We start from the raw sequence: 25,235 nt of genomic DNA, 5'->3' as shown, positions 1-25,235 counted from the left end.
CAAGCATGGTTTCGATGATGATTTTTGGGCTTGGTTTTGATTTCTGCTCCATTTTTAAAGCATGGAGGATCGATGTCTCGAGACATCGCTTTTTACCGTGTCTGGGCAGTTTTAGCTTCAGGCACTTCTACCGGATCGATGTGGTGAGACATTGGTGCTGGTTAGACCGGAACGATCTTATGAGACATGCGGAACGATGTCTCCGAACCAGACACTGCTGGGGGCACCGCGAAAGCCTTGAGGCGCCGAGTTTCTCGCCGCTTCAAGGCTTTTTGTTTACGCTAGGACTCACCATGCCCCCACTCCGGAAAGGCTTAACCATGTCACTTCCCGCCCCTTCCCGCACGTCTTATGCCCTCGTTACGGGTGCCAGCCAAGGCATTGGCAAGGCCATGGCGCAGGATTTCGCAGCACTGGGATATAACGTCATCCTTGTGGCCCGCCGCCGCGAGGTCCTGGAGTCCATCGCCGCCGAGCTCGAGCAGCGCCATAATATCGAGGCCATTGCCCTGCCGGCGGACCTAGCAGTAGCTGACGACGTCGCCCGCGTGGCCGAGACCATCGCCACCCGCGAGGTGTCGATCTTGGTCAACTCCGCCGGCATCGCCAGCTTCGGCCCCTTCATGGACCAAGACTGGTCGTACGAGACGACGCAGTTCGAGCTCAATGGAACTGCCGTCCACCACCTCACGCGAGCCGCCTTGGAGCAGATGCTGCCTCGCCGCAGCGGCGCCATCTGTAATGTCGGCTCTGCCGCGGGCAATATCCCCATTCCTAATAACGCCACCTACGTTTTCACCAAGGCGGGCGTCAATGCATTTACGGAGGCCCTGCACTATGAGCTGAAGGGCTCCGGCGTCTCGTGTACCCTGCTCGCCCCTGGCCCAGTGCGCGAGGCCACCATCGCAGAGGAAGACCAGTCGATCGTGGACAAGGTGGTACCGGACTTTTTGTGGACCACCTACGAGTCGTGCTCCCAAGAAACCATCGAGGCCATGCGCCGCAATCAGCGCCGCGTGGTGCCCGGCCCGCTGTCTAAGGCGATGAATACCCTCAGCCAGGTGCTGCCCACCCCGGTGATTGCACCGCTGGTAGGCAGCTTCTACGCCAAGATGGGCTAGGCCCCGGCGCCTTCTAAGTCCTTGTCTTTGAGCACGCTGCCCTCGCCACGTGCTCGTTTGCGCTCTACCCAGAAGTCCGCATTCTTAATGCCCAAAGCTTCTGGGTCGAACTGCGGATCCTTGCCGGCCTTCTTCTGCTTTTCGTAGTCCTTGAGTGCCTTGATGGCGGGGACCTGCAGGAAAAGAATAGCGATGATATTGAGCCATGCCGTCGTGCCGACGCCGATATCGCCCAGCGCCCACGCCGCACCCGGAGTGGTGGTGGCGCCAACGATGACAGAAACAATAATCAGTGCGCGCAGGACCCAGATCAGGCCACGGCGGGCTGTACGGGAGCGGACCCAGCGGTTGAAGTAGGTCAGGTTGACTTCGGACATGTAGTAGTACGCCAGGACCGTCGTAAAGGCGAAGAAGGCGATGGAGACGGCAATGAAGGTTGGGCCCCAGCCGGCAAAAACGCTATCGAGGCCGGACTGCACGTAGCCGGGGCCGACCTCGACACCATCAGGAAGCGAGCCGCTGTAGACCACTTCGCCGTCCTCAGAGCTGCCGCGGAAGACGGTGTACATATCCGTAGAAATAATCATGAACGCGGTGGCCGAGCAGACAAAAAGCGTATCAACGTACACCGCGAAGGACTGCACAAAGCCCTGCTTAGCAGGGTGGGAGACCTCGGCAGCCGCCGCGGACTGCGGGCCGGTACCCTGGCCGGCCTCATTGGAGTAGATGCCGCGCTTCACACCCCACATAATGGCCGCGCCCAGCATGCCAGAGAATCCGGCTTCCATATTGAATGCGGACTTGAAGATGAGCCCGAAGACCTCCGGAATCTGCGAGAAGTTCATGCACATGACCACCACGGAAATCACGATATAAATGAGCGCCATAAAGGGCACGACAATGGTGGCGAAGTTCGCGATACGCTTGACGCCACCAATAATGATGATGGCCAGGATGCCCGCGAGGACGACGGCCGCCCAGGTGGAGTTGATACCCCAGGCGGTATCGGCCGCAGCGGCCACCGCATTGGCTTGGATGGCCGGCAGGAAGTAACTCGTCGCCAGGATCATGGCGACGGCAAATACGATGCCGTAGACCACCATGAACGGCGCGGCCTTAGTGTGCTTGTAGGCCTTTTCGATGTAATACGCGGGACCGCCGCGGTACTCACCGGTGTCCTGATCCTTTTCCTTGTAAATCTGAGCCAACGTACATTCGATGAACGAGGTGGACGAGCCCAAAAGCGCCACTGCCCACATCCAGAACACGGCACCAGGCCCACCGAAGGCGATAGCCGTGGCCACGCCGGCGATATTGCCCACACCCACGCGGCCAGAGAGCGAGACCATCAAGGATTGGAAGGAAGACACGCCATCCGCGGACTTTTCTCCGTTAACAATCTGCTTGAGCATGTCTGGTAGACAGCGCACCTGCAAGCCGCGTGTCACCACGGTGAAATAAATACCCGCGCCGAGGCATAAAAACACCAAGACGGGGGACCAAATTACGGTATTGAGGGCATCGAGGAAGTTTGCCATCTGGTCTCTCCTAAGTCTGTCGCACCTCCGGGATGAAGAGCGATTAACCAAAGTATGCCGTAATTCACATCTATAAGTGAGTCAAATCACCTATTAATTTTATGCAGCACAGTGCCACACTTTCTAAAAGGTTGCGTTGTCCAGTAGCAATCGCCCCTCCAGGGCAGCCCAGTTCGTACCCCATACAGGGGTAAAAGCACGCGGGCGTAGAATGGACCGCATGCCACATTCCGAGATAGCCGCAAAACACGACCGCCTCGTCTGGATCGATTTGGAGATGACGGGCTTGGACCCCGAACGCCACGTCATCGTCGAGGTCGCTGCCGTCATCACCGATGGCAACCTCAATATCCTGGGCGAAGGCATCGACCTCGTCGTCCACGCCACCGAGGATGAGCTGGCACAGATGGATTCCTTCGTTACCGAGATGCACGCTAAGTCTGGGCTGGATAAAGAAATCCGCGAGTCCACCACCTCCATCGGGGAAGCCGAGGATGCCGTACTCGCGCTCATCAATGAGCATTGCGATCCGGAGCACCCCGCTCCCCTAGCCGGCAACTCCATCGCCACGGACCGCACCTTCATCCGCGCTTATATGCCGCGGCTCGATAGCGCCCTGCATTACCGCATGATTGACGTCTCCACCATCAAGGAGCTTGCCCGCCGGTGGCACCCGCGCGCTTACTTCAACCAGCCCGATAAGGGCATGGCCCACCGCGCACTGCAGGACATTATCGAATCGATCCGCGAGTTGGACTTCTACCGCCGCAGCGTCTTCCGCACCGACGAGGGCCCCACCTCCCCCGAGGCGGAGGAGATCAAGGCCGAAACCACCGCTGACTACCAGGCGTTTTTGTAATTTAGGCGGCGTGAGTTAACCTATATCTCGTTGCTTTCACGCAGCGATGGTGGCTGTAGTTCAGCTGGTAGAGCACCAGGTTGTGATCCTGGGTGTCGCGGGTTCGAGCCCCGTCAGCCACCCCAAATGCCCGAGCCTTGTGCTCGGGCCTTTTCAGTTTTCCGCCTGCATGCTCGCCAGCAGCTCCTCCGAACGCGCCCGACCAGCCACATCTGGCATGTCTCCGGTCACCACAAACTCGCTAACACCCAGCCGCTTGCCGACGCCCCTAAGCTCCTCCCCCACTTCCCTCACCGTTCCCCATACGTCATGGGCCAGTGCCTCCTCAATGCGCCGGCGCTGCTGCCCCGTCAGCGCATCCATGTCCAGCTCTCCTGCAGGCCGCAGGGCCGCGAACTCGCCGGTAGATTGCGCGAGTGCCTTGGCATAGGCCTCCGGTAACAACAGATCACGGGCGGCCGCGGACGTATCGGCAACGGCAATATTGAGCGAGGAGATGATAGGTGGGGCGTCGGCAAGCGCATGCTCCCGATACACCCGCGCGGCTGCCTCCTGCGTAGCCACTGGGCCGCCTAGGATGACGCCGAGCCCCATCTTGGCCGCAACCATGGCCGATCGAAAGCCCGCCAAGACGTAGATCGGAGTGCCCGCATACTCCGGCCGCACCGTCACCGCCTCCTCGCCGCGCAGGTAGCGCACCAACGTCGCCAGCTCCACCTCAAAGCGCTGTTTCACCTCGGCCGGGTCGCCCTGGCGCAGCGCCCGCCGCACCGGGCCGGTAAAGCCAACAGAGGAACCAATTCCAATATCGATGCGCCCGGGATACAGCGCCTCGAGGAGGTTTATCTGCTCGGCCACCAGAAACGGCGGATGATTCAACAGCATGATGCCGGCCGTTCCCACCCGAATGCGCTGCGTGTGCGCCGCCACGTGCGCCGCCAACATGCCCGGCTGGCCTGCCGGAATTCCCGGCACACCGTGGTGCTCGGCCACCAGAAATCGCCGGAAACCAAGCCCCTCTACGTGCCGCGCGTGCTCAGCCACCTGGTCCAGCGGGCTGGCCGCCCCGCGGTCTAAAACAGAAAAACGCATGGCCACCACTGTAGCCATGCGCTCATCGCCTGCACCGCGGTTGGGCGCTACTGATTGGCGTCCGCGTTACCCTTAGACCACTCGTCCCAGGACATATTCCAGTCACCTAGGCCATCCAGCGCATTAAGCGTTTCACCGTAGGTATTGAACACGCGCACCACGTCGCCGCGCTTCATCGTCTCCTGGAACCACTGGGCAGCCTCCGGCGTCACGTTGATGCAGCCATGAGAGGTATTGGTATTGCCCTGCGCCCACACTGACCACGGAGCGGAGTGGACATAGATGCCGGAATAGGACATCTGGGTAGCCCAGTCCACGGTCGTGCGGTAGCCGCCTGCCTCATGGGCTAGGCCAAAGGTCTCCGAGTCCATGACTAGCTGCGGGTGCTCGTCACCGATGATGTAGCGTCCGTTCGGCGTATCGTACTGATAATCGCGGCCTAACGAGACCGGGATGGCGCGCAAGAACTTCTTATTCTTGAAGACCTTCATGGTCTTGGTGGCGTTATCAATAATCGCGACGGTGCGGTCCCCAATGGTGAAATTGGTCTTGGCGTTCTCGCCGCCATAGATTCCGCCGCCTAGGTCCTTGCCGTACTGGTCCACCTTTACTTCAACCTTAGTGCCCGGCTCCCAGTAGTCCTTCGGACGCCAGCGCACCTCCTGGTTGTTGACCCAGTGGAAAGCGCCTTTCACCTTGGGGTTGGTGGTCACAGTAATAGTCTTCTCGGCTGCCTTGCGGTCCGTAATCGGCACACCAAAGTTCACACCAATAACCTGGCCTACGCCCACCTCAGAGTCCGGGATCGGAGTAAGCGAGACTTCGGCAACGCCCGCCGCTTGCGGGGTGGAAAAGCTGAGGTTCTTCTTGTTGCCATCCACATCGGAGGCAACGATGGAATAGGTGTGGTTATAGCCCAAGTCCTCCGCGGTAGACCACTTCTTAGCGTCCTTGGAGAGCTTTTCTTCTACTTCCACGCCCACTTCATTGGTCATGGTGACGCTCTTGAGCTTGCCGTTGGTCTCCACCGTTACCGGCTTCGACGGGTCTACGTCCTGCGCCCCGTCCTTTACGGAAACCTTCAGGCCGTCCTTTTTCTTTTCGGACTTTTTGTCACCATCCTTCGCGCCGTTCGCGCTCGCGGCGGCGGTGGATTCTTGGTCAGCGGTTTGATTCTCGGCAGAGGAATCAGAGGAGCAGGAGGCGGCGGCTAGGGAAATGCACGCAACGCCCGCGGCCGCGATGAGGCGGCGCGCAATAGGGAGGGAATGTTTCACTGAGTTGCCCTTAGACACGTAATTGCTGCTTTCAAAGACCAATTTAGATTAGCGTCTCACTCCAGCAATTACCAGAAGCCACTTCAGGCATTAACCAATTCGTTATAGACCCCTAAAAACACGCCGTAACCAGGCGATTTTACACTTTTTAAGAATGGCTGCTAGAGTATCTACTCGTTGCACAGAGAGCCACACGGCAGGAAGTCAACAATGCGCCATTAGCTCAATTGGCAGAGCAACTGACTCTTAATCAGTGGGTTCGGGGTTCGATTCCCTGATGGCGCACCACTTAAAAATTTAAGTTAAAAAATTAGGCCGGGCAATAGCCCGGCCTTTTTGTTATCTCACCCGCAGCGGAGCAATGAGTGGAGCGCCGCCATGCTGGACGACGTCCGCCTCTACCCCATACACACCTTCCACCAGCTCCCCCGTGAGAACGTCCGAAGGTTTGCCCTGGGCGCGAATATGGCCCTTTTTGAGCACTACCAGCTGGTCGCACATGCGCGCAGCCAGGTTAATATCGTGGATGGCCACCAAGCCCAGGCTGCCGTCGCGCTTCGCCTTGGCACGCACCTCGTCCAATACAAAGATCTGGTGATGGAGGTCGAGGGCGGACGTGGGTTCGTCGAGAAGCATGAGGCCCGGGTTGCCCACCAACATCTGCGCCACCGCCACCAGCTGGCGCTGGCCTCCGGAAAGCTCGTTAAGGTAGCGCGAGGCAATCGCATCCAGCCCCAGCGAGTGCAGCACCTCACCGGTGCGCGTAATCGGGTCCTCGCAGGCCTCACGGCGCGCAGAGATCAGCACGGCCTCAAACGCCCGCAGCGCGGCCGTGCTCGTGAGATCCTGCGGCACGTAGCCGATGAGCTGCCGGCGGCGCTTGCCGCGCGGTGCCGTACCATCGACGCGAAAATCCACTTCGCCCTGGCAGCCGCGGTGGACGCCGGCCAGGGACTTAATCAGCGTGGTCTTGCCGGAGGCATTCGGCCCCAACAGGCCCACCAACTGCCCGCCGTGGAGTTTTTCCACATCCACGGACTCCAGTACGCGGTGCTTGCCATAGGCCGCACTCAACCCGGAAATAGTCAGTTCTACGTCCACAGTGCCCTCCTTCGGGTCATGACGATGGCAATGAAGAATGGCACGCCCAAAAGCGAGGTAACGATACCAATGGGAATGGCCAAGCCCGGCTTAATCATCAGGCTGACCGCATGCGCGGCACACATCACGGCCGCGCCCGCAGCCATGGAGGCGGGCAAGAAGTAACGCTGGTCCTCGCCCACCAGCATGCGGGCAATATGCGGGCCAACCAGACCAATGAAACCGATGATGCCGGCAAAGGCCACGGTCGTCGCCGCGACGAGCGACACCACGATGAGCACCACGATGCGCAGGCGGGAGGTATTAACGCCCATGGCGGTGGCGCGGGCATCGCCAAGCCGCAAAGCAGTAAGACGCCAGCCCAGCGCCCACAGAATGGGCAGGGCGATAATCAGCACGGCCGCCAGCACGCCGTTGGCCGCCCAATTGGCGCGGGTAAGAGAACCCATGGACCAAAAGACGATCTGTTGCAGCGCCTCGGCCGAGGACTGGTACTGGATAAGCGCCAGCATGGCTTGGAAGAAGAACACCAAGCCGATGCCCAGCAGCACCATGGTTTCTGCCTTCGCACCACGGATGACGGCCGCGATAACAATAATGGCCGTAGCCACCGCGGCCGCAAGCCACGCCATCAGCGCCAGGTTGAACTGCGGCTGCGCAATCAGCTGCCACTTGAGCACGATGGAGGTGGCGCCGCCAAACGCGGCGGCCGCAGAAATGCCGAGGGTAAAAGGCTCGGCCAGCGGGTTATTGAGGATGGTCTGCATTTCCGCGCCGGCCAAGGACAAGGCCATACCGATAAGCACGGCCATCACGGCCATGGGCAGGCGCAGTTGCCATAGCACCGTGCGCGTCTGGTCATCCAGCCCCGCGGGATTGACTATACCCTTCATGACCTCGCCTGGGCTGATATCAATCGCACCCACGAAGTTGCTGATAATAAAAGCCACGGCTGCGATGAGCGTCAGGCCCGCAACGATGCCTATGCGTTGCCAGGTTAACTTCTTATGTTGCCGCGCGAGGGCGGCTACCTCTGCGCCCTCCATTAGTTGGTGCTAAAGAAGGTTCCCTCGCCAGAGACCGGCGAGTACTTTTCTTGCGCATCCATCCACTGCTTGGCGACGTCCATATCGGCATACGCCTCCGGGTCGATCCACTCCGCTACCTGCAGCAGTGCCAGGTAGTTAAACGGCGAATCATAGAACTGGTGCCACATGCTGTGCAGGTGATGCTCCTTAACCGCCCGCAGCTTATCGAAGCCGGCCTGCTTCTCCGGAAGCTTCGCGATGCTACCCTTGGCTTCCTTTTCATCAATGCCGTAGCCCACTGCAGCGTATCCGACAGGGTGGCCTTCATCGTCCTTCATCTCGGACCAATCGCCACCGGTGGCGATGATCATATCCGGGTCAGATTCCAGGACCTTTTCCGGGGTGATTGTGCCGGACTCGCCCGGAATGACTTTATCGCCGATATTCTCGCCACCGGCCGCGTTGACCAGCTGGGAGATATTGGAATCGTTCCAGGAACCGCAGCAATCGGACACACCTGCTGCTCTCCAAACGAAAGTCTTTGGTTTATCTTTTATCTTCTCTGCGCGGTCCTCAACCAGATCCACGGTCTTTTGCCAATCTGCGTTGAATTCCTCAGCGCGATCCTCTTGGCCAAAGATCTCGCCGAAGATGTCCATAGTCTTGGGCGTATTCTCCAGCGGGTCGCGGCGGAAGTCGGTGACCGCATACTTCAAGCCAGCCTGGTCCATCTTGTCGGTCAGGCCCGCCTCACGGGAAGCATCGTATTGATCCAGCGACAGCACGATAAGATCCGGATCCAAGCTCACAAGCTTCTCCACGGTGACATCGCCCTTGGTAAAGCCGCCGATTTCTGGCACCTCGTTGACGGAGGGCAGCTCCTTTTCCAGCACGTTATAGTAATCCGGCACGTTTTGTTTGAGGTCCGTGCCGATGCCAACGACCTTGTCCAGCGGATTATCGGTATTGAGTACGCCGGTAGCAAAAAGCGATCGGCCCTCCCCCAAAATCACGCGATCGGGAGCCTTATCCAGTTCCACGTCACGGCCGGTGATATCGGTGAAGGAGAACTCAGCATCGCCGCTGGAGCCGCCAGTTACTTCCTCAGCTGCGCCGCAGCCGACGAGTGCGGTTGCCGATGCCGCCACAACCGCCATCACCTTGAAGGGAGTATGAGCCATTTTTAGTCCTTGGTCGTTGGATGCCCTCGCGGCTAACGCGAAGGGCCTTACATAGGACATCCTAACCTGATTAAGTAAGGCAACCCAAACCTAAACGGGTTCACCGTTAATCATGTAGTCTTCCGGCTCTCCCTTGGGCACCTGAGTACCGTCCGACATGGTGCGATCTTCCAGCTCTCCATCCGGATCCACGATCGCAATATCAAAGCCGGACTCGCGGATGCGGCGCAGCCCCTCTTTCAGCATGCGCCGACCCATACGGTTTGTACCGGTGATATGCGATAGCTCGAGCACTACCGTACCTTCGCCAAAATCCGACTCCATCAGCTCGTACAAGATGGTCTCGGCCGCGTTGAAGTTAATCAAGCCCTGCAGATAAATGACGGTCAGCTCCGCATCCTGCTCCACCTTGCGCACCGGGTTCACGCCATAACGCTCATCCGTAGACATCAGGTGTAGGCCCATATCCTTCGACAACAACTTAAACGCATCCACCCCGCGCACCGAGTTGCCTTCCTTGTTCAGCCGCGGTGAGAATGTAGCCACGCCCAACTGGCCCGGCAACGTGCCCAACAGGCCGCCCGAGACGCCCGACTTCGCCGGGATGCCCACCTCGGCCATCCACCGTCCGGCGCCGTCATACATGCCGGCCGAGCTCATTACCGATAGCGTCAACCGGCACACGTCCGCATCGAGAATCTTGTCCCCTGTAACCGGCTGCACGCCGCCATTCGCCAACGTTGCCGACATCACGGCCAAATCCCGTACCGTCACCACAATCGAGCACTGCTCGATATACGTTGACACCGCATCGTGCGCCTCATCCTGAATGATGTCGTAATTGCGCAGCATATGCGCCAGCGAAAGGTTGCGGTCGCTGACTTCGAGCTCGGAGTCGCGCATGGGGGCGTCGATAAGCAAATCGCGTCCCGCCAGCCGCGAAAAATAGGTGCGCAGGCGCTCCACGCGCTCGGCCGGCTCCGAATCCACGCCATTAATTAACTGCGTGACCGCAATCGCGCCCGCGTTAATCATGGGGTTGACCGGCCGGTGATCATCACGGTTGAGCGAAAGCTCATTAAAAGCCTCCCCCGAAGGCTCCATGCCCACTATCTCACGCACCGCAGAAAGGCCCAGCTCCTGCAGCGCCAGTGCGTAGACAAACGGCTTGGACAAGGATTGCAGGGTAAATTCCACCTCATCATCGCCCGCTGAGTAGACGTGGCCGGTGGTGGTGCACATCGCGGCGCCGAGATACTCGGGCTCAGCCTTGGCCAGCTCCGGAATATAATCCGCCACGGCACCGTCGCGATTATCGCGCACCTTGGTGAGGATTTCCTGCAAATAAAAAGGGATTGGTGTCTTCATCCCAACCCAGCCTACGAAAAAAGTCCCCGCAGTGTGCGGGGACTTCCATAATTTAGTGGCGCTCGGACAGCAGGCGCTGCAGCTCCTTCAGGTCGCTCTTGCGGCGGCGAGAGCGGAAGACCGAGAAAGCAATCAGACCAACCACAGCGGCGCCGACGCCGCCCAGGGCCATCTGCACGTTGCGGTCCTGCAGCTTATCGGTAGCCGCGGTCTTAGCCTCGTTGGCAAAGTTCTGCGGGCTGCTGCGCTGTGCCAGCTCGTCCAGGGTGCCGGCCAGCTGGCGGCGGGTGCGCTCGATATCGCGCTGAATGTCTTCAATATTGCGTGCCACGAAGTTCTCCTCTTAACTTAGGTTCGCTCTTAACGGGGTCATTCTACCCCGCCGGCCCAAAAGCGTGCAGCCCGGGCGGTAAGTAAGGTGGAAACTATGACTGAAAACCGTTTGAATGTTGGAGATACCGCCCCTGCCTTTGCGCTTGCCGACGACGCCGGAAACACCGTTTCCCTCGCCGATTACGCAGGCCAGCGCGTACTGGTCTACTTCTACCCCCGCGCCAATACCCCAGGCTGCACCAAGGAAGCCTGCGATTTCCGCGATTCCCTGGAACAGCTCAATGATCTCAATATCGCCGTCGTGGGTATCTCGCCCGATAAGCCGGAGGCGCTGGCGAAGTTCCGCGCAGACCACGAACTGAACTTCCCCCTGCTTTCGGATCCGGATAAGTCTGTCATGACCTCCTACGGCGCGTTTGGTGAGAAGAAGAACTACGGCAAGATCGTCCAGGGCGTTATCCGCTCCACCTTCTTGGTCGAGCCGGATGGCACCATCGGCCAGACGCACTACAACGTCAAGGCCACCGGCCACGTCGCCCGCGTGATGAAGGGTCTTAACTAGCGCCGGGGCACCCGTCGGTGCGTTGTACCCCGCCTGCGATCTCACTCGGCGCGACACCGCCGCGGATGCCGAGCGCATTGACCAGGCCAGCTCCCTTATCCACAGCGTCGTCGCGCAGCTCAATTGCGCAACTGCGGGCGACTCGGACGACTTTGATGCCGTGGTCGTAGAGATTAAGCGCCTGCTCGTTTCGTACCTTTTTGCCATTGCGGGCCACTGGGAAAGTTGACGCTTAAACAAGTTATCCACAGTTGCGGACGTCTTCGCCTCGGCTCGCCCGCCGGCTCTGCTTAAAGTTGCAGCTATGAGCGCACTGCAGGCCTATGCCACCAATATTGCCTCGGCGATGGACATCCTCGCCGAGGCCCACGGCATGTCTGAGCGCGCCCTTCTCGAGCTTGGTTTGCCGGACGTGGAAGCGCGCGAACTGCGCGCCATGGCCGAAGTTTATTTCGGTACGACCGGCTTTAGCCGCAAGCAACGCCACGCGGCCACGGCCGCCCGACACCACGACCTCGTAACGCTCAAGCTCATCGAAAAATACGTCTCCCGGCTGCGCAATAAACGTGATGCCTGGAACTTGCGCGTGGAGCTGTGCCGCCTGCGCGGGCCGGCTTCTGAAATCGCCCGCCGCGCCAAGCGGCGTCTGCGCGACCTCCGCCCGCGTCGCATGCCGCCCCGCGAGGGAGTGCAGTTGCTGCGCCGGCCGAATGGCCCGTGGACGATGCGGATCACTGCCCCCTCAGCCTTCCTCGCGGAGTTCGACGCCGCGCTCGACCCCGACCGCCCTCTCGATTCCCTCCGCGATCTCCTTCGCGGCTCGGGCGCGCCTTCCGCGCGCACCACAACCAATGTCATCATCCCGCTCAACGCGCTGGACCGCATTTTGGACGGCGATGGTGAAGAAGTCACCCTGCGCCTAACAAATGGCGCCACCATTACCGGCGCCGAGCTGGTCGAACGCACCTTCACCGAGCATGGTCTAGCCACCCTTATCCATCCCGTCAAGGGCCCAGTCAACCTGTATCGCACATCGCGTTACGCCACCGAAAAACAGCGACAGATGGCCGCGGCCGAAAATCCCACCTGCCCGTGGCCGCCGTGCAACCACCCGGCGGACAAGGCCCAGATCCATCACCTCAAGGCGTGGAAACACGGCGGGTTGACCAATATGGAGAACCTGACGGTGTGCTGCCCCTACCACAACGGGGTCAACCAAGATGATCCCAATGCCCCGCCACTGCGCGGGCGCCTTGCTCGGGTCAATGGCAAGGTCCGCTGGGTTCGTTAGCGCTGCCTCTGCGAGGTAGCGCTACTCGGCGTGTCATCGGCCATAAGAACATCGTGGACAAGGTCGCGCGCGGCGTTTAACGCATCACGGCCAGAGTCAGGATGGCCGTCGGTAGCGAAGACCTGGCACTCGTGATCGGGGATCACCTCCGCGCGGCGGGTTATGCCACGCTGCGCGGTATAGGCATCAAAGAGGTTATCGATGCTCAGGGCTAGTCCTCGCTTTTCAGTTGCTCGCGCAGCTGCTGGAAGTACTCGCGGGCAGCCTGGGGCTGCGCGGTGGAGTGTTGGCCCTGCTGCACCTGCGGCTCTGCCTGCTGGTTCTCGGAGCGTTGCTGCTCAGCGCGCTGGGAAGCGGCGATGGCTTCGCGCTTAGCGCGTTCGGCCTGACGCTTAGATTCGCGCTCGATTTCTTCAGCACGGGAAGGCTTCTTAGGCTGCGGGCGACGGCGTTGGGACGGCTCCTCGGCGGAGTCGAGGGCACGGTTGGCCATGAGCACGTCGCGCATACCGCCGAAAAGATCGCCCATCCCCTGCGGGTTGGAGGGCATGTAGAGAACGGACGCCTGGCCGTTGTGAGAGACGTCGACCATTGCGTCGAGGTACTGGGAGACCAGCATGAGAGCTTCGGGGGACTCTTCCACGCCGGCGTCGCGAAGCATCTCGTACTGCTGTGCAATGCCCTCGACGATTTCCTTACGCTGGTCGGCGACGCCGCGGCCCTGCAGCTTCTTCGCCTCGGCTGCGCCCTCGGCCTCCTTCACCACGCGGATCTTTTCAGCCTCCGCCTGGGCTACGGCCGCCTCGCGCTCGCGCTGCGCTGCGTTAATGGAGTTCATGGACTCGCGCACGCGGGAATCGGGGCGGATATCGGTAACCAAGGTATTGACGAAGTTCCAGCCATATTCGGCCATGTTGTCGCGCAGGGAGGCCGCAACATTGCGGGCGATGGTGTCCTTAGAGGAGAAGGAATCATCTAGGTTCATATTCGCCACGGAAGAGCGAACATTGTCTTGGACGTAAGCCACAATCTGCTGCTCGTGATTGGAGAGCATGTAGTACGCCTCGCGCTCGCGGCCCTGGACTACCTCGTACTGCACGGCAACAGGGATCTGGACGAAGACATTATCCTTCGTCTTGGTCTCCACCATCACGTCCAGCTGCCGCACCTGCAGCGAAATTTTATCGCGGACGCGATCTATCCACGGCATCTTAAAGTGCAGGCCAGCATGTGCCACCTTTTGGAATTTGCCCAAACGCTCCAGTATGGCAGCTTCGCGAGTGCGAACGATGAAATAGCCATCGAAGAGCGTTCCCAAGATAATCAGCAGAATAAGGACTATTACTATGGTGGCAATCATTGAGTCTCCCTAAATGTTGTGATGATCACCAATATTTTCGCATAGGAAATAGCGAAATGCTAGTGATCGTCGATAAGCGCAAAGAGCCTGGCAAGGATGGTAGCACCGTCCTCGCGGATGCCGTTGTGCTGGAACTCATTGCTAACCCACGGGCGCAGGTCACCCAGGTGCGCGGCCGTAGCCAAGGACTCCTCGAGCGGGACGAAAATATCATCGACGTAGATGGCCGCGGCTGTGGTCGGCACCTCGCCCAACGCATAGGGCGGGGAGAATTCGTGGCGGGCGAGGCCATGGGCGGCGTCGGCAAACGCGTGCAAAGCCGGATCCTCGTCGAACTGCCAGGGGAAAATGTGCTCGCCGGTTAGCCACGTACCGGACTCGGCAAACTCGGGGAACTCCTCGCGCACGCGGTGCGCCGCCCAGTTCGTAGTGGCCTGGCCACCGGTGCCGCCATAGATGGATTCATGAATGGCGGCATATAACGGGCCGTCCGCAAAGCTCACGCGCTGGCCGACGTCCGCCAGGAAATCACCCCGCAACCGCTTCTCCCCCGCCACGGTGCGGAAGGGCTCTTCCAGTAGGTAGGCAAGCGAATCGAAGCCGGTGCCGCGGCCGAGCTCGATGCCGATGGTACGAAAGCGCAGCGCGGACAGGCGCTCACCGGTAGGCAGCCGCTCATCTGAATTGTCCAGATGGGAAATGATCTCCTCGATACGGCCCTGTGCCCACGGGAATTCGCGGTAGAAACGCTGCTGGCGGGCCTTGAGCTTGCGGAAAGTAGCGCGGTAGAGCTCATCCGCGCCCTTCAGCGTGGGGATGCCGCCGGTGAAGAAAGCATGCTCGACGCGCTCGGGCGCCTGGGACAGGTAGGCGGTGATGCAAAAGCCGCCGAAAGACTGCCCGAACAGCGACCACTTCTCGAGGCCGAGGTGCTCGCGCAGGCGCTCGGCATCGCGGACGATATTGTCCTGGCGCAGCAACGCCAAGTGCTTGGCGGTGCGCTCTGCGGCCGGGCTAAGTGCATCAATACGGTGCGAGCGGCCGGTGCCTCGCTGATCCATGAGGATAACGCGGTAGCGCTCTAGCGCCTTGCCAATCAGCCCCGTAGGCGCCAGCGGCCGGGGTGCTGGGAAACCAGGCCCGCCCTGGAGATAAAGCAGCGCAGGCAGGTCCTCTCCGCCGGGCGGAATGATTTCGCGGGCGTAAAGCCCAAAAGTCCCGTGGGGATTGGAATAATCCCACGGGACTTCTAGGTGGTGCTCTTTAATTGTGTGGCCGAAGCGGCGATAGGAGGTCATGTCCTCCCAGGCTAGTAGACTTTCAAGCCCTTCGAGCGGAAGACGTCGCGGATTTTCTCCACATCCTCCGGCTTAGGTGGCTTCGTGTCAGCTAGCTGGTAGTTCATTCCCAAGCTCTCCCACTTGTCCTTGCCCATATTGTGGAAAGGCAGGACCTCAACGCGCTCAACATTGGATTTCCAACGCGCCACGATATTGGCCACATTTTCCACGTTCTCTGGCGAGTCCGTGAGGTCTGGCACCACCACGAAGCGGATCCACACCGGTTTGCCTATCTTGTTCAGCCTGTCGCCGAAGTCCAGCGTGGGCTGGAGTTCGCGCTGAGTGACCTTGCGATAGGTTTCCTCGTCGCCCGACTTGACGTCGAGAAGCACGAGGTCGATATTGTCCAAGTCCTCGTCACGCAACCGCGCACCGAGATAACCGGCAGTATCGATGGTGGTGTGGATGCCCGCATCGTGAACTTCCTTGAGCACGCGGCGAGTGAAAGAAAGTTGGAAGAGGGGTTCACCACCGGAGATGGTGAGACCGCCACCGGAAGCGTTGAAGATTGGCTTATAACGCTTGATGCGCTTGACCACATCCTCGACCCGCTCCAGCGTGCCGGTCTTCATCTCCCAGGTGTCTGGGTTATGGCAGTACTGGCAGCGCAGTGGGCAACCGGACATGAACATCGTCATGCGGGTACCCGGGCCATCGACGGCGGTCACGAGCTCCCAAGAGTGCACGAGGGCAATATCGCCGGTACGGCGCGCCTCCATGAGTTCGGGGCGGGTAATGTCATCGAATTGAGCGTCATTTCCCAGGCCCGCGGCCGCGCCGCGGACTCGCTCTCCCTCTTCAGGAGAGAGGGTAACGACACCAGTAACGCCATCTGCCATGATTAGGAACCCTGGTGGAAGGTACGGGAGATAACGTCGAGCTGCTGCTCCTTGGTCAGCTTAACGAAGTTGACTGCGTAGCCAGAGACGCGAACGGTGAGGTTCGGGTACTTCTCTGGGTGCTCAACGGCATCTTCCAGGGTGGACTTGTCCAGCACGTTGATGTTGGCGTGGTACAGACCAGAGTTCATCTGGTGTGCATCGCGGTTTGCCTTCATTGCTGACATGCGGTCTTCGAAAGTTGGGGTTGCCATGATTTTCTCCTTTTCGAGATGGTTGATGGGATGAGTGGTTCTTACTTTTCCATGATGAAGCCGGCGTCCAGAACGCCCACCAAGTTATTGATGCGCTCTTCTGGGGTGCGGCCCAATCCGGAGGGAGTAATGGTGTTGGTCAGCGAGATACCGTCGAGGGCATCCTTGTAGTCCAGTTTGCCGACCGACAGCATGGACGCGACCATACCGTGGCTGTCAGCACCGTTTTCTGGGTTAGCACCCGGGGAGAACGGCGTGCCAGCCTTGTGGCCCGACGGGAAGGCGCCTGTTGCCTTGCCGTAGACCACGTTCGAGGTAATGGTCAGCACGGACTGGGTTGGGATGGCGTTGCGGTACATCGGGATGGCCTTAATCTTTTCCATCACGGTGTGGACAATGGTAGCGGCGATATCATCGGCGCGGTCGTCATCGTTGCCGTAGAACGGGAAGTCACCTTCGGTGACGTAGTCCGTAATCAAGCCAGTCTCGTCGCGTACCGGGGTGACCTTGGCGTACTTGATAGCAGCCAGGGAGTCGGCAACGATGGACAGGCCGGCGATGCCGCAGCCCATGGAGCGGACGATATTGGAATCGTGCAGCGCCATCTCGACTGCCTCGTAGGCGTACTTATCGTGGGAGTAGTGGATGATGTTGAGGGCTTCTACGTAGGTGCCAACAACCCAGTCCAGCATCTCCTCGTACTTCTGCCAAACCTCGTCGAAGTCCAGTGGGCCGTCGCCCTTGATGGGCTCGTAGCCTTCGACAACCTGCTTGCCGGTTACCTCATCGCGGCCACCGTTGATGGCGTAGAGCAGAGCCTTTGCGGCGTTCACACGAGCGCCGAAGAACTGCATCTGCTTGCCAACTTGCATCGGGGAGACACAGCAAGCAATTGCGGCGTCATCGCCCCACTGCTCACGGATCTGGCGGTCAGACTCGTACTGGATGGAGGAGGTCTCAATGGAGATGTGGGCACAGAATTCCTTGTAGCCCTCTGGCAGCTTCGGATCCCAGAAGATGGTGATGTTTGGCTCAGGTGATGGGCCAAGGTTCACCAGGGTCTGCAGCAGGCGGAAAGAGGTCTTAGTGACCAAGTGGCGGCCGTCGTTGCCAAAGCCAGCGTCGGACCAAGTTGCCCAGTATGGGTCGCCGGAGAAGATCTGGTCGTAATCGATGGTGCGCAGGAAGCGAACGATACGCAGCTTGAGAACCAGGGAGTCGATGATCTCCTGGGCGTCTTCCTCGGTGATGATGCCAGCGGCGAGGTCGCGCTCGAAGTAGCAATCGAAGAAGGCGGACAGGCGGCCGATGGACATTGCGGCGCCATCCTGGGACTTAATGGAAGCCAGGTAGCCAAAGTAGGTCCACTGCACTGCCTCGTGAGCGGTCTTAGCCGGCTGGGAGATGTCGAAGCCGTAGGACTCAGCCATCTTCTTGAGCTTCTTCAGGGCCTTGATCTGCTCGGAGTGCTCCTCGCGGAAGCGTGCCCAGTGCTCAGAGAAGCCAGCATCTGCGACGGAATCGCGGGAAGCCTGCTTTTCCTCAATCAGGTAGTCCACACCATACAGTGCGACACGGCGGTAGTCGCCGATGATGCGGCCACGGCCGTAAGCATCCGGCAGGCCGGTGATGATGTGTGATGAACGAGCAGCGCGGATGCGCGGGGTGTAGATATCGAAGACCGCATCGTTGTGGGTCTTGCGGTAACGGGTGAAGATCTTCTCCACCTCAGGATCTACTTCCTTGCCCGCTTCAGCAATAGCCTGCTTGACCATGCGCCAGCCACCGAACGGCATCATGGCGCGCTTCAGCGGGGTATCAGTCTGCAGGCCGACGATAACGTCGTCGTCCTCTGAGATGTAGCCGGCCGGGAAGGCGTCGATATCGGTCGGGGTGTGGGTGTCAACGTCGTAAACGCGCTTTTCGCGCTCGACGGACAGGTAATTCTTTTCCAGGGTCTCCCAGACGCGCTTGGTCTTTTCGGTCGGACCCGCCAGGAAGCTGGAGTCACCGTCGTACGGCGTGTAGTTGCGCTGGATGAAGTCGCGGACGTTGATGCCCTCGGTCCACGGACCGGACTCAAATCCCTTCCACGCTTCAAACTGTTGAGGCTGCGTTGCGGTAGTCATAATTCCCTTCTCTCGGGCGAATTTCTAGCAGGGGATAAATGCCGCTTTCTTCGAGCCACAGCACCAAGCCCCTCTGGCCTCAATTGTTGACTAATTTCCTGGTAATAACAAGTCTCGCAAACGTTTGAAAGCCATGTAATAAACCGGTCGTGATGTTTCGCAGGTGAGTGATTTTATGCAGTACGCACGTACGTCTTCCATCGGGGGTGAACTAGCCCCGAACGTGTTCCTCATCACGGTAAGATTTTGGCCACTACCTGCACGAACCTCTACTGTTAAAGCCGTTCAGCTTCGCTTCCGCACAAAGGAGGACTTCGTGGCTTCGCAGCCCAAGCATCCAGTAGATATCGTCCCACCCGCTCCCAAACTAGCCGCCTTGGGTTTACAGCACGTGCTGGCGTTTTACGCCGGCGCGGTAATCGTCCCGCTGCTCATTGCCGGCTCGCTCAATCTGGATGCGGAAACCACCATCCACCTCATTAATGCGGACCTGTTGACCTGTGGCATAGCGACGATCATTCAATCCTTGGGCGTCGGCAAGCACATTGGCGTGCGCCTGCCCATCGTGCAGGGCGTGACTACAACGGCCGTCTCCCCAATTATTGCCATTGGACTGGGCGCGACCGACGGCGCGGGTGGGGTGGCCTCGCTGCCAACCATCTATGGCGCCATTATTGTCGCCGGCCTTTTTACCTTCTTCGCGGCGCCGGTCTTTGGCAAGGTGCTGCGTTTCTTCCCGCCGGTGGTCACCGGTTCGGTCCTGCTGGTCATGGGTACGTCACTGCTTGGGGTGTCGGCCAATGACTTTGTCAATTACGCCGAGGGCGTGCCGGCCACCCGCGACTTGCTCTATGGCTTTGGCACGCTCGCGGTCATCATCTTGGTGCAGCGTTTTTCCTCCGGCTTTCTGGGTACCTTGGCCGTGCTCATCGGCCTAGTCTTAGGCACTGGCGTGGCGCTCGTGCTTGGCGACGCCTCCTTTGACGAGGTCTCCTCCGCCCCCGCCCTCGGCATTACTACCCCGTTCTACTTCGGTATGCCGAAGTTTGACCTGGTAGCGATTTTCTCACTCATCATCGTCATGATCATCACCATGGTGGAGACCACCGGTGACGTCTTTGCCACCGGCGAGATTGTAAAAAAGCGCATCCGCCGCGATGACGTCGTGCGTGCCATTCGCGCCGATGGCCTGTCCACCCTGGTGGGCGGCGTGATGAACTCCTTCCCCTATACCTGCTTTGCCCAAAACGTTGGCCTGGTACGCCTGACCAGCGTGAAATCGCGCTGGGTGGCCGTTGCCGCCGCCGGGTTCATGATGGTGCTGGGCATTTTGCCTAAGGCCGGCGCGGTCGTGGCCTCCATCCCCTCCCCTGTTCTCGGCGGCGCCTCCCTGGCGCTTTTCGCCAACGTGGCGTGGGTGGGCCTGCAGACCATCGCCAAGGCCGATCTTTCCGATGGTCGCAACTCCGTCATCGTTACCTCGGCGCTGGGGCTGGCCATGCTGGTGACCTTCAAGCCGGATATCGCCTCCGCCTTCCCGGAGTGGGCGCAAACCTTTGTCTCTTCTGGCATGTCCATCGGCGCGATTACCGCCATCGTGCTCAACCTTTTGTTCTTCCACACTGGGGGCAAGCAGGGAACGCAGGTGTCTCGGGCCGTCGGCAAGAGCGTGAGCCTGCAGCAACTCAATGGCGCCTCCCGCGAGGAATTCGTCTCCGCGCTGCGCCCGCTGTTTAATAACGAGACCTGGCCGCTGGAGCTGGCGTGGGAGTCGCGGCCGTTCGGCGATGTTAATGAGCTGCGGGCGGCCATTCAGGTGGCCGTGCTGACCGCGGATGATTCCCGCCGCGCCTCCCTCATCCACGATTACCCGGCCATGGATGATCTGCTGCTTGCCGACGCCGACGAAGCCGCCACCATCTCCGCCGACCGCGGCTCCCTCGGTCTGACCGACCTAGATGATGTGCAGACCGAGCGCATCACCGAGCTCTCCGCCGCCTATCGCGAGCGCTTTGATATGCCGTTTGTGGCGTATTTGGATACCAATGACACCGTCGACCGCGTCATTGATACTGGCGTGCGCCGCCTGGCCAACTCCCCGGAGCAGGAGTACCGCACCGCGTTGGGCGAAATCGTAGAAATTGCCAACGACCGCTTCGATATTCTGCTGGCCGACGCCAACCCGGTCCGCTCCTCGTGGGACCGCAAGTTCACCGAGGTGGACTAGTTAGCGAAAGGAAAAGTCCACTTCGGCCTCTGGGGCCACGCCGGAAATAATGCCGGTGTAGAACTGCTTGGCCTGGGATTGGAGGACATCGCGATTATCCGCGATGTCCTCTTTCTTTTTGTCCTCGTTGAGGATCTTGGTGATGGTTTCCGCCTTATCGATATCCGGGGTAATCCAGCTCAACGCGCCATTGTCCTCCACCGCGGTTTCGAAATTCTCATCCGAGTGCCCGATGAAAATGAACTCGGGGATCTCCACGCGGAAGTGGTGCGGGGATTCTTCTTCCACCTGAACCTGCGAACCTTCGATGCCGAGCTTGGCGCGGTAAGAGTACTTGATGTACTGGGTGCGCTCGCTGCCCGGGACCTGCCAATTCCACAGCGTGCTCGTGGCGGATTCCTCCGATAGGCCCTCGATACCCAGCGAGACGAGCACCACCTGCTCTTCGCGCTCCACGGCCTTGATGACCTTGGTATTACTCGATTCGGTCTCCACCTCCACCGGTTCCCGTACCTGCCAAATGAACACCGCGGCGGCAGCCACGGCGGCAATGAGAATGACGGCGATAAGGGTGGAAAGCAGCTTTTTCATGATGACTATCTTAGGGCGAATATGCGGCCTAAACGACAGGATGTGTTGGTGAGGTTTTATGTTTAGCCCGTCTGGCCTGCTAATATTAGGATTATTTCACTTATCCAAAGGGATATTCTAGCTTCGACCATGAAATACCGCCAAAGGAATGCCGGTGTGCTAGGCACCTAGGTTCACGATGAGGGGATGAGTAAAAATCATCCTCGATGCCCCGTCTGCGGCGGGGAATGCACGAAACACGGAACAACGAGTGCTGGGCGCCAACGATGGCGATGCCGCACCTGCAAGGCCACCTTCACCCGCGTGAATAACGATGCCGTGCAAGCCAAATGGTTCCGCCTTTTCATTTCCTGGCTCACCTCCAGCAACAGCCTGGCAGAAACCGCTAAAACCTGCGGTGTTTCAACGCGAACTTTGCAACGACGCTTCACACCGTTCTGGCTTATCCAACCACCCCGAAGCGTTGATAAGCAGCGAATCTACGACCAAATCTTCATCGACGGCACCTACTTCAACACCAAATGCCTTGTTGTAGCTGCCGACTCCAGCCATGTCATCAATTGGTTCTGGTGCACGAAAGAATCCTCCTGGTCCTACACGCGCCTGCTCGACCCGCTAGCCCCACCACAATTGGTGACCTGCGATGGCGATGCCGGCGGGCTTAAAGCACTAAACTGCCCGTGGCCTGATACCCCGGTTCAACGCTGCATTGTCCACGTCAAACGCAATATCCAACGCGCCACCGGTCTTCATCCCACCTCGCCGATGGGTAAAGCATTACAACGACTTTCCTTTGAACTACTCGCCGTTGACAACCTGGATAAAGCAGCCGAATGGACAGTGAAACTACAACAGTTCGGCACCGTATTTAGCACCCAGCTCAAAGCCAGAACCTACGTCAAAGACGTTCCCTTCGACCAGATTCCAAAGTCCAAGCGCCGGAACAAAAAGTGGTGGTACACCCACTACACTCACCGCGGAATCTACCTGCAGCTAAAGAAAATGAGTCAACAAGGACACCTCTTTGCCTACCTCACCAAAGCCGAAGAAGGCCAACGGTTGGAACGCACGACCAACAAGCTAGAAGGCGGGGTGAACTCTCAAATAAAGAAACTCATGCACACCCACCGAGGATTGCGCGACGAACAACAGCGCATCGCCTGCGACTGGTGGCTATACCTCCACACGCAACTGCCTGACGACCCTGTAGAGATCGCCAGGCAGCAAAACTGGGGCCAGGACGCACTCGCCAAAGCACACACCCTAGCCAACCAGGACAGTGCCATCGACACTGCCTACAACCACTCTATGGGAATACGCAAAGGCCACATACGCTAAACCCCCACCAACACAAAATGTCGTTTAGCCCGACACGCCGCAAAACAACACATTCTGTCGTTTAAGCCGAATATGCGGGCGGTGATATGCGAAAGCGCCGCCGGCTCTGCGAGCTGACGGCGCCGATTGTGCGCCCGGTGAGACTTGAACTCACACGTCCTAAGACACTAGAACCTAAATCTAGCGCGTCTGCCAATTCCGCCACGGGCGCGGGGGACTTGCCATAGTGTACACGGCACGCCGTCAATTCAGAAACCAGGGGTGTTCTGTTTTCCGGCCGCTGGTGGGTAGGGTGGATCGCGTGAGCACTCAAGAGGAAAAGAAGAACAAGCGCGTGCAGGTGCGGTGGTGGCACATCCTCCTCATCGCGTTTTTCGTCGTGCTCTTCCTATTCCTGGCCTATTGGCAATGGACGCGCTTCCGCTCCGGCTCGGGCACCTTCCAAAACTTGGGCTATGCCTTCCAGTGGCCACTGTTCGCCGTGTTCGTGATCTACGCCTATCGCACCACGCTGCGCTATGAAAACGAGCGCCTCGCGGCCGAGGAAGAAGCCCGCGACATGGATAGCACCGTCACTGAGGCCCCGGCTGAGTCTCCCGCACAGCCGCAGACGGAAACCAAAATCGATGAAGATTTCCTGCCCCAACGGCCTCAGATAGATGTGGAAACGTTTAACGCCATGAATACCCCGCGCCGCCGGCGCGGCGAGAACGAAGAAAGCTGATTATGACCAATAAAGTTCACCCCGCTCGCCAGGCCCGCATCCGCGGACCTTTGAAGTTTTTCTCCATCGCGGCCACCGTGACCGGTATCTTCCTGATTATCCTGGTCATCCGCATGGTCTGCCAGTACCTCATCGGCATGGAAATCCCCGAGTGGGCCACCTATATCGCGATCGTCCACGGCATCGCGTACATGACTTACCTGCTGTCCATCCTCATCCTCGGCCCGCGCGCGCTGTGGCCGGTGGGCAAACTCTTTACCACCGCCCTTGCCGGCGTGGTGCCTTTCTTGTCCTTCTGGATGGAGCACAAGCGCCGCAAGGAAATCGAGGAAGAGTTCCAGCTTTAGGAACTGCGAACCAGCTCCGCGATGGCGGGGACTAGTTGACTTAGAGCGCGGCCGCGATGCGAGACCGCGTTCTTTTCTTCTGGGGACATCTCCGCAGCCGACCGGGACTCGCCTTCTGGCTGAAAGAGTGGGTCATAGCCAAAGCCGTTGTCCCCGCGCGGCTCGCGCAGGAAGCGGCCTTCCCAGCGGCCCTCGGCCACGTGCTCGGTGCCATCGGGAGTCACGAGTGCGCAGACGGAGACAAAGGCGGCGGCGCGGCGCTCATCGGGAACATCGGCCATCTGTGCCAAGACCAGGTCATTATTGGCCTGGTCATTGCCGTGTTGGCCGGACCAGCGGGCGGAAAGCACGCCGGGCATGCCGTTGAGCTCTTCGATGGCCAGGCCGGAATCATCCGCGACGGTAGCAAAGCCGGTAGCAGCCGCGCCGGCGCGGGCCTTGATGAGCGCGTTATCGGCAAAAGTGCGGCCGTCTTCCACCGGCTCCGGGTAAGGCTCCACGGCGGATAGCGGGCGCAGCTCGACGCCCTCGATGCCGGCATCGGCCAGGATGCGCTCGAGCTCCGCGAGCTTTTTCGGATTATTGGACGCGACGAGAATTACCACCCCAGCGCCGCCTTTTGTGCGGCGATGAGCTCGCGGCAGCCCTTCTGGGCTACGTCCAGCATCTCGTTGAGATCCTCGCGGCCAAAGAGGCCGTGCTCGCCGGTGCCCTGGATTTCCACGAAATCGCCGGATTCCTGCATCACTACGTTGAGGTCAACCTCGGCGCGGGAGTCTTCCTCATAGGGCAAGTCGAGGCAGATTTCGCCGTCTATGATGCCTACCGAGACCGCAGCGATGGGATCGAGCAGCGGCTCGCCGGGGACAACGCCCTCGGCCTTGAGGTGTGCGATGGCGTCGGCAAGCGCAACATAGGCGCCGGTGATAGACGCAGTGCGGGTGCCGCCATCGGCCTGGAGGACGTCGCAGTCGAGCTGAATGGTGTTCTCGCCCAGCTCCTCCAGATCCACCGCGGCGCGCAGGGAGCGGCCGACGAGGCGGGAAATCTCGTGGGTGCGGCCCTTGACCTTGCCCTTCATGGATTCGCGCGGCATGCGGTCGTGGGTGGCGGAAGGCAACATGGCGTACTCGGCGGTAAGCCAGCCTTCGCCCGAATCGCGCTTGAAGCGCGGCACGCCATATTCTACGGATGCGGTGCACATGACGCGGGTATTGCCAAACTCCACCAGCACCGAGCCGGCCGGGTTGGTGGTGAAATTGCGGGTAATGCGGACGCTGCGCATCTGGTCGAGCGCGCGCCCATCGGCACGAGTAAATTCAGTCATGCCGTCCA

General features: G+C 59.7%; 25 protein-coding genes and 3 tRNA genes. 10 read left to right on the top strand and 18 right to left on the bottom strand.

Going from position 1 to position 25,235, the window contains the following annotated elements:
• The first annotated feature begins 320 nt into the window (after positions 1-320).
• Complete coding sequence (gene cmrA, locus BKN05_RS08605) at positions 321-1,121, top strand: mycolate reductase (protein WP_005327278.1); 801 nt, start codon at positions 321-323, stop codon at positions 1,119-1,121.
• Here the strand turns inward: cmrA and BKN05_RS08600 are convergent.
• Entirely contained in the window at positions 1,118-2,659 is a 1,542-nt protein-coding gene (locus tag BKN05_RS08600; protein WP_286688440.1) for an alanine/glycine:cation symporter family protein, read from the bottom strand. The genes cmrA and BKN05_RS08600 overlap by 4 nt on opposite strands.
• Before the next feature lie 211 nt (positions 2,660-2,870).
• On the opposite strand from BKN05_RS08600, the gene orn reads away from it, so the two are divergent.
• Both orn and BKN05_RS08590 read left to right on the top strand, forming a co-directional pair.
• Positions 2,871-3,518: an oligoribonuclease gene (gene orn, locus BKN05_RS08595; RefSeq protein WP_049377255.1), complete on the top strand. Its 648-nt coding sequence runs from the start codon at positions 2,871-2,873 to the stop codon at positions 3,516-3,518.
• Positions 3,519-3,567: 49 nt separating this feature from the next.
• Positions 3,568-3,643: transfer RNA gene (locus BKN05_RS08590), tRNA-His, on the top strand.
• A gap of 28 nt (positions 3,644-3,671) precedes the next feature.
• Here BKN05_RS08590 and BKN05_RS08585 read toward each other — a convergent pair.
• Together BKN05_RS08585 and BKN05_RS08580 are read right to left on the bottom strand one after the other, a co-directional pair.
• The gene (locus tag BKN05_RS08585; protein ID WP_286688439.1) at positions 3,672-4,628 is read right to left on the bottom strand and encodes an MsnO8 family LLM class oxidoreductase; all 957 of its coding nucleotides are present in this window, start codon (positions 4,626-4,628) and stop codon (positions 3,672-3,674) included.
• Between the two features lie 29 nt (positions 4,629-4,657).
• Complete coding sequence (locus tag BKN05_RS08580; protein WP_286688438.1) at positions 4,658-5,887, bottom strand: L,D-transpeptidase; 1,230 nt, start codon at positions 5,885-5,887, stop codon at positions 4,658-4,660.
• Positions 5,888-6,099: 212 nt separating this feature from the next.
• On the opposite strand from BKN05_RS08580, the gene BKN05_RS08575 reads away from it, so the two are divergent.
• Positions 6,100-6,175: transfer RNA gene (locus tag BKN05_RS08575), tRNA-Lys, on the top strand.
• Between the two features lie 51 nt (positions 6,176-6,226).
• Here the strand turns inward: BKN05_RS08575 and BKN05_RS08570 are convergent.
• From BKN05_RS08570 to BKN05_RS08550, 5 genes are all read right to left on the bottom strand, one after another.
• Positions 6,227-6,988 carry an ABC transporter ATP-binding protein gene (locus tag BKN05_RS08570; protein ID WP_284767084.1) on the bottom strand — a complete coding sequence of 254 codons (762 nt, stop codon included), beginning with the start codon at positions 6,986-6,988 and terminating at the stop codon, positions 6,227-6,229.
• Positions 6,979-8,034, bottom strand: a complete 1,056-nt coding sequence (locus BKN05_RS08565) for a FecCD family ABC transporter permease (RefSeq protein ID WP_284788719.1) — start codon at positions 8,032-8,034, stop codon at positions 6,979-6,981. The genes BKN05_RS08570 and BKN05_RS08565 overlap by 10 nt, the downstream gene beginning before the upstream one ends.
• The gene (locus tag BKN05_RS08560; protein ID WP_286688437.1) at positions 8,034-9,197 is read right to left on the bottom strand and encodes an ABC transporter substrate-binding protein; all 1,164 of its coding nucleotides are present in this window, start codon (positions 9,195-9,197) and stop codon (positions 8,034-8,036) included. The genes BKN05_RS08565 and BKN05_RS08560 overlap by 1 nt, the downstream gene beginning before the upstream one ends.
• Before the next feature lie 90 nt (positions 9,198-9,287).
• Entirely contained in the window at positions 9,288-10,565 is a 1,278-nt protein-coding gene (locus BKN05_RS08555; protein WP_049377260.1) for a glutaminase, read from the bottom strand.
• 52 nt (positions 10,566-10,617) lie between these two features.
• Positions 10,618-10,896: a DUF3618 domain-containing protein gene (locus BKN05_RS08550; RefSeq protein ID WP_286688436.1), complete on the bottom strand. Its 279-nt coding sequence runs from the start codon at positions 10,894-10,896 to the stop codon at positions 10,618-10,620.
• A 96-nt stretch (positions 10,897-10,992) separates the two neighbouring features.
• Here BKN05_RS08550 and bcp point away from each other — a divergent pair, with 96 nt between their 5' ends.
• Complete coding sequence (bcp, locus tag BKN05_RS08545; RefSeq protein WP_286688435.1) at positions 10,993-11,460, top strand: thioredoxin-dependent thiol peroxidase; 468 nt, start codon at positions 10,993-10,995, stop codon at positions 11,458-11,460.
• Here bcp and BKN05_RS08540 read toward each other — a convergent pair.
• Positions 11,453-11,677: a hypothetical protein gene (locus BKN05_RS08540; protein ID WP_286688434.1), complete on the bottom strand. Its 225-nt coding sequence runs from the start codon at positions 11,675-11,677 to the stop codon at positions 11,453-11,455. The genes bcp and BKN05_RS08540 overlap by 8 nt on opposite strands.
• A gap of 87 nt (positions 11,678-11,764) precedes the next feature.
• On the opposite strand from BKN05_RS08540, the gene BKN05_RS08535 reads away from it, so the two are divergent.
• Positions 11,765-12,751 carry an HNH endonuclease signature motif containing protein gene (locus tag BKN05_RS08535; protein ID WP_286688433.1) on the top strand — a complete coding sequence of 329 codons (987 nt, stop codon included), beginning with the start codon at positions 11,765-11,767 and terminating at the stop codon, positions 12,749-12,751.
• A 211-nt stretch (positions 12,752-12,962) separates the two neighbouring features.
• On the opposite strand, the gene BKN05_RS08530 is transcribed toward BKN05_RS08535, so the two are convergent.
• From BKN05_RS08530 to pflB, 5 genes are read right to left on the bottom strand one after another with little or no spacing between them, the layout of a single operon-like run.
• Positions 12,963-14,111: an SPFH domain-containing protein gene (locus BKN05_RS08530; protein WP_286688432.1), complete on the bottom strand. Its 1,149-nt coding sequence runs from the start codon at positions 14,109-14,111 to the stop codon at positions 12,963-12,965.
• Between the two features lie 59 nt (positions 14,112-14,170).
• Positions 14,171-15,409 carry an alpha/beta fold hydrolase gene (locus BKN05_RS08525; protein ID WP_286688431.1) on the bottom strand — a complete coding sequence of 413 codons (1,239 nt, stop codon included), beginning with the start codon at positions 15,407-15,409 and terminating at the stop codon, positions 14,171-14,173.
• 11 nt (positions 15,410-15,420) lie between these two features.
• On the bottom strand, positions 15,421-16,290 hold the full coding sequence (gene pflA, locus BKN05_RS08520; protein ID WP_286688430.1) for a pyruvate formate-lyase-activating protein: 870 nt from the start codon (positions 16,288-16,290) through the stop codon (positions 15,421-15,423).
• A gap of 2 nt (positions 16,291-16,292) precedes the next feature.
• The gene (grcA2, locus tag BKN05_RS08515) at positions 16,293-16,544 is read right to left on the bottom strand and encodes an autonomous glycyl radical cofactor GrcA2 (protein WP_005323969.1); all 252 of its coding nucleotides are present in this window, start codon (positions 16,542-16,544) and stop codon (positions 16,293-16,295) included.
• A gap of 41 nt (positions 16,545-16,585) precedes the next feature.
• On the bottom strand, positions 16,586-18,673 hold the full coding sequence (gene pflB / locus BKN05_RS08510; RefSeq protein WP_049377271.1) for a formate C-acetyltransferase: 2,088 nt from the start codon (positions 18,671-18,673) through the stop codon (positions 16,586-16,588).
• A 316-nt stretch (positions 18,674-18,989) separates the two neighbouring features.
• On the opposite strand from pflB, the gene BKN05_RS08505 reads away from it, so the two are divergent.
• The gene (locus tag BKN05_RS08505; protein ID WP_286688429.1) at positions 18,990-20,900 is read left to right on the top strand and encodes a solute carrier family 23 protein; all 1,911 of its coding nucleotides are present in this window, start codon (positions 18,990-18,992) and stop codon (positions 20,898-20,900) included.
• Here BKN05_RS08505 and BKN05_RS08500 read toward each other — a convergent pair whose 3' ends face one another.
• Positions 20,901-21,491 (bottom strand): hypothetical protein, encoded by a 591-nt coding sequence (locus BKN05_RS08500; protein ID WP_286688428.1) that lies wholly within the window; start codon positions 21,489-21,491, stop codon positions 20,901-20,903.
• 186 nt (positions 21,492-21,677) lie between these two features.
• On the opposite strand from BKN05_RS08500, the gene BKN05_RS08495 reads away from it, so the two are divergent.
• Entirely contained in the window at positions 21,678-22,829 is a 1,152-nt protein-coding gene (locus tag BKN05_RS08495; RefSeq protein ID WP_286688427.1) for an IS1249 family transposase, read from the top strand.
• 129 nt (positions 22,830-22,958) lie between these two features.
• Here BKN05_RS08495 and BKN05_RS08490 read toward each other — a convergent pair.
• A tRNA-Leu gene (locus tag BKN05_RS08490) sits at positions 22,959-23,040 on the bottom strand.
• A 90-nt stretch (positions 23,041-23,130) separates the two neighbouring features.
• Here BKN05_RS08490 and BKN05_RS08485 point away from each other — a divergent pair.
• On the top strand, positions 23,131-23,553 hold the full coding sequence (locus BKN05_RS08485) for a hypothetical protein (RefSeq protein WP_286688426.1): 423 nt from the start codon (positions 23,131-23,133) through the stop codon (positions 23,551-23,553).
• A 2-nt stretch (positions 23,554-23,555) separates the two neighbouring features.
• On the top strand, positions 23,556-23,900 hold the full coding sequence (locus tag BKN05_RS08480) for a DUF3817 domain-containing protein (RefSeq protein WP_049377274.1): 345 nt from the start codon (positions 23,556-23,558) through the stop codon (positions 23,898-23,900).
• Here the strand turns inward: BKN05_RS08480 and rdgB are convergent.
• Complete coding sequence (rdgB, locus tag BKN05_RS08475) at positions 23,897-24,505, bottom strand: RdgB/HAM1 family non-canonical purine NTP pyrophosphatase (RefSeq protein ID WP_005327300.1); 609 nt, start codon at positions 24,503-24,505, stop codon at positions 23,897-23,899. The genes BKN05_RS08480 and rdgB overlap by 4 nt on opposite strands.
• Positions 24,499-25,227, bottom strand: a complete 729-nt coding sequence (gene rph / locus BKN05_RS08470) for a ribonuclease PH (RefSeq protein WP_198491986.1) — start codon at positions 25,225-25,227, stop codon at positions 24,499-24,501. Before rph ends, rdgB begins: the two co-directional genes overlap by 7 nt.
• Between the last annotated feature and the right edge of the window lie 8 nt (positions 25,228-25,235).

Origin of the sequence: Corynebacterium sp. S5S1, assembly GCF_001913985.1 — a bacterium.
Classification (GTDB): domain Bacteria; phylum Actinomycetota; class Actinomycetes; order Mycobacteriales; family Mycobacteriaceae; genus Corynebacterium; species Corynebacterium marquesiae.
This window is presented reverse-complemented; position numbering and strand designations above follow the sequence as displayed.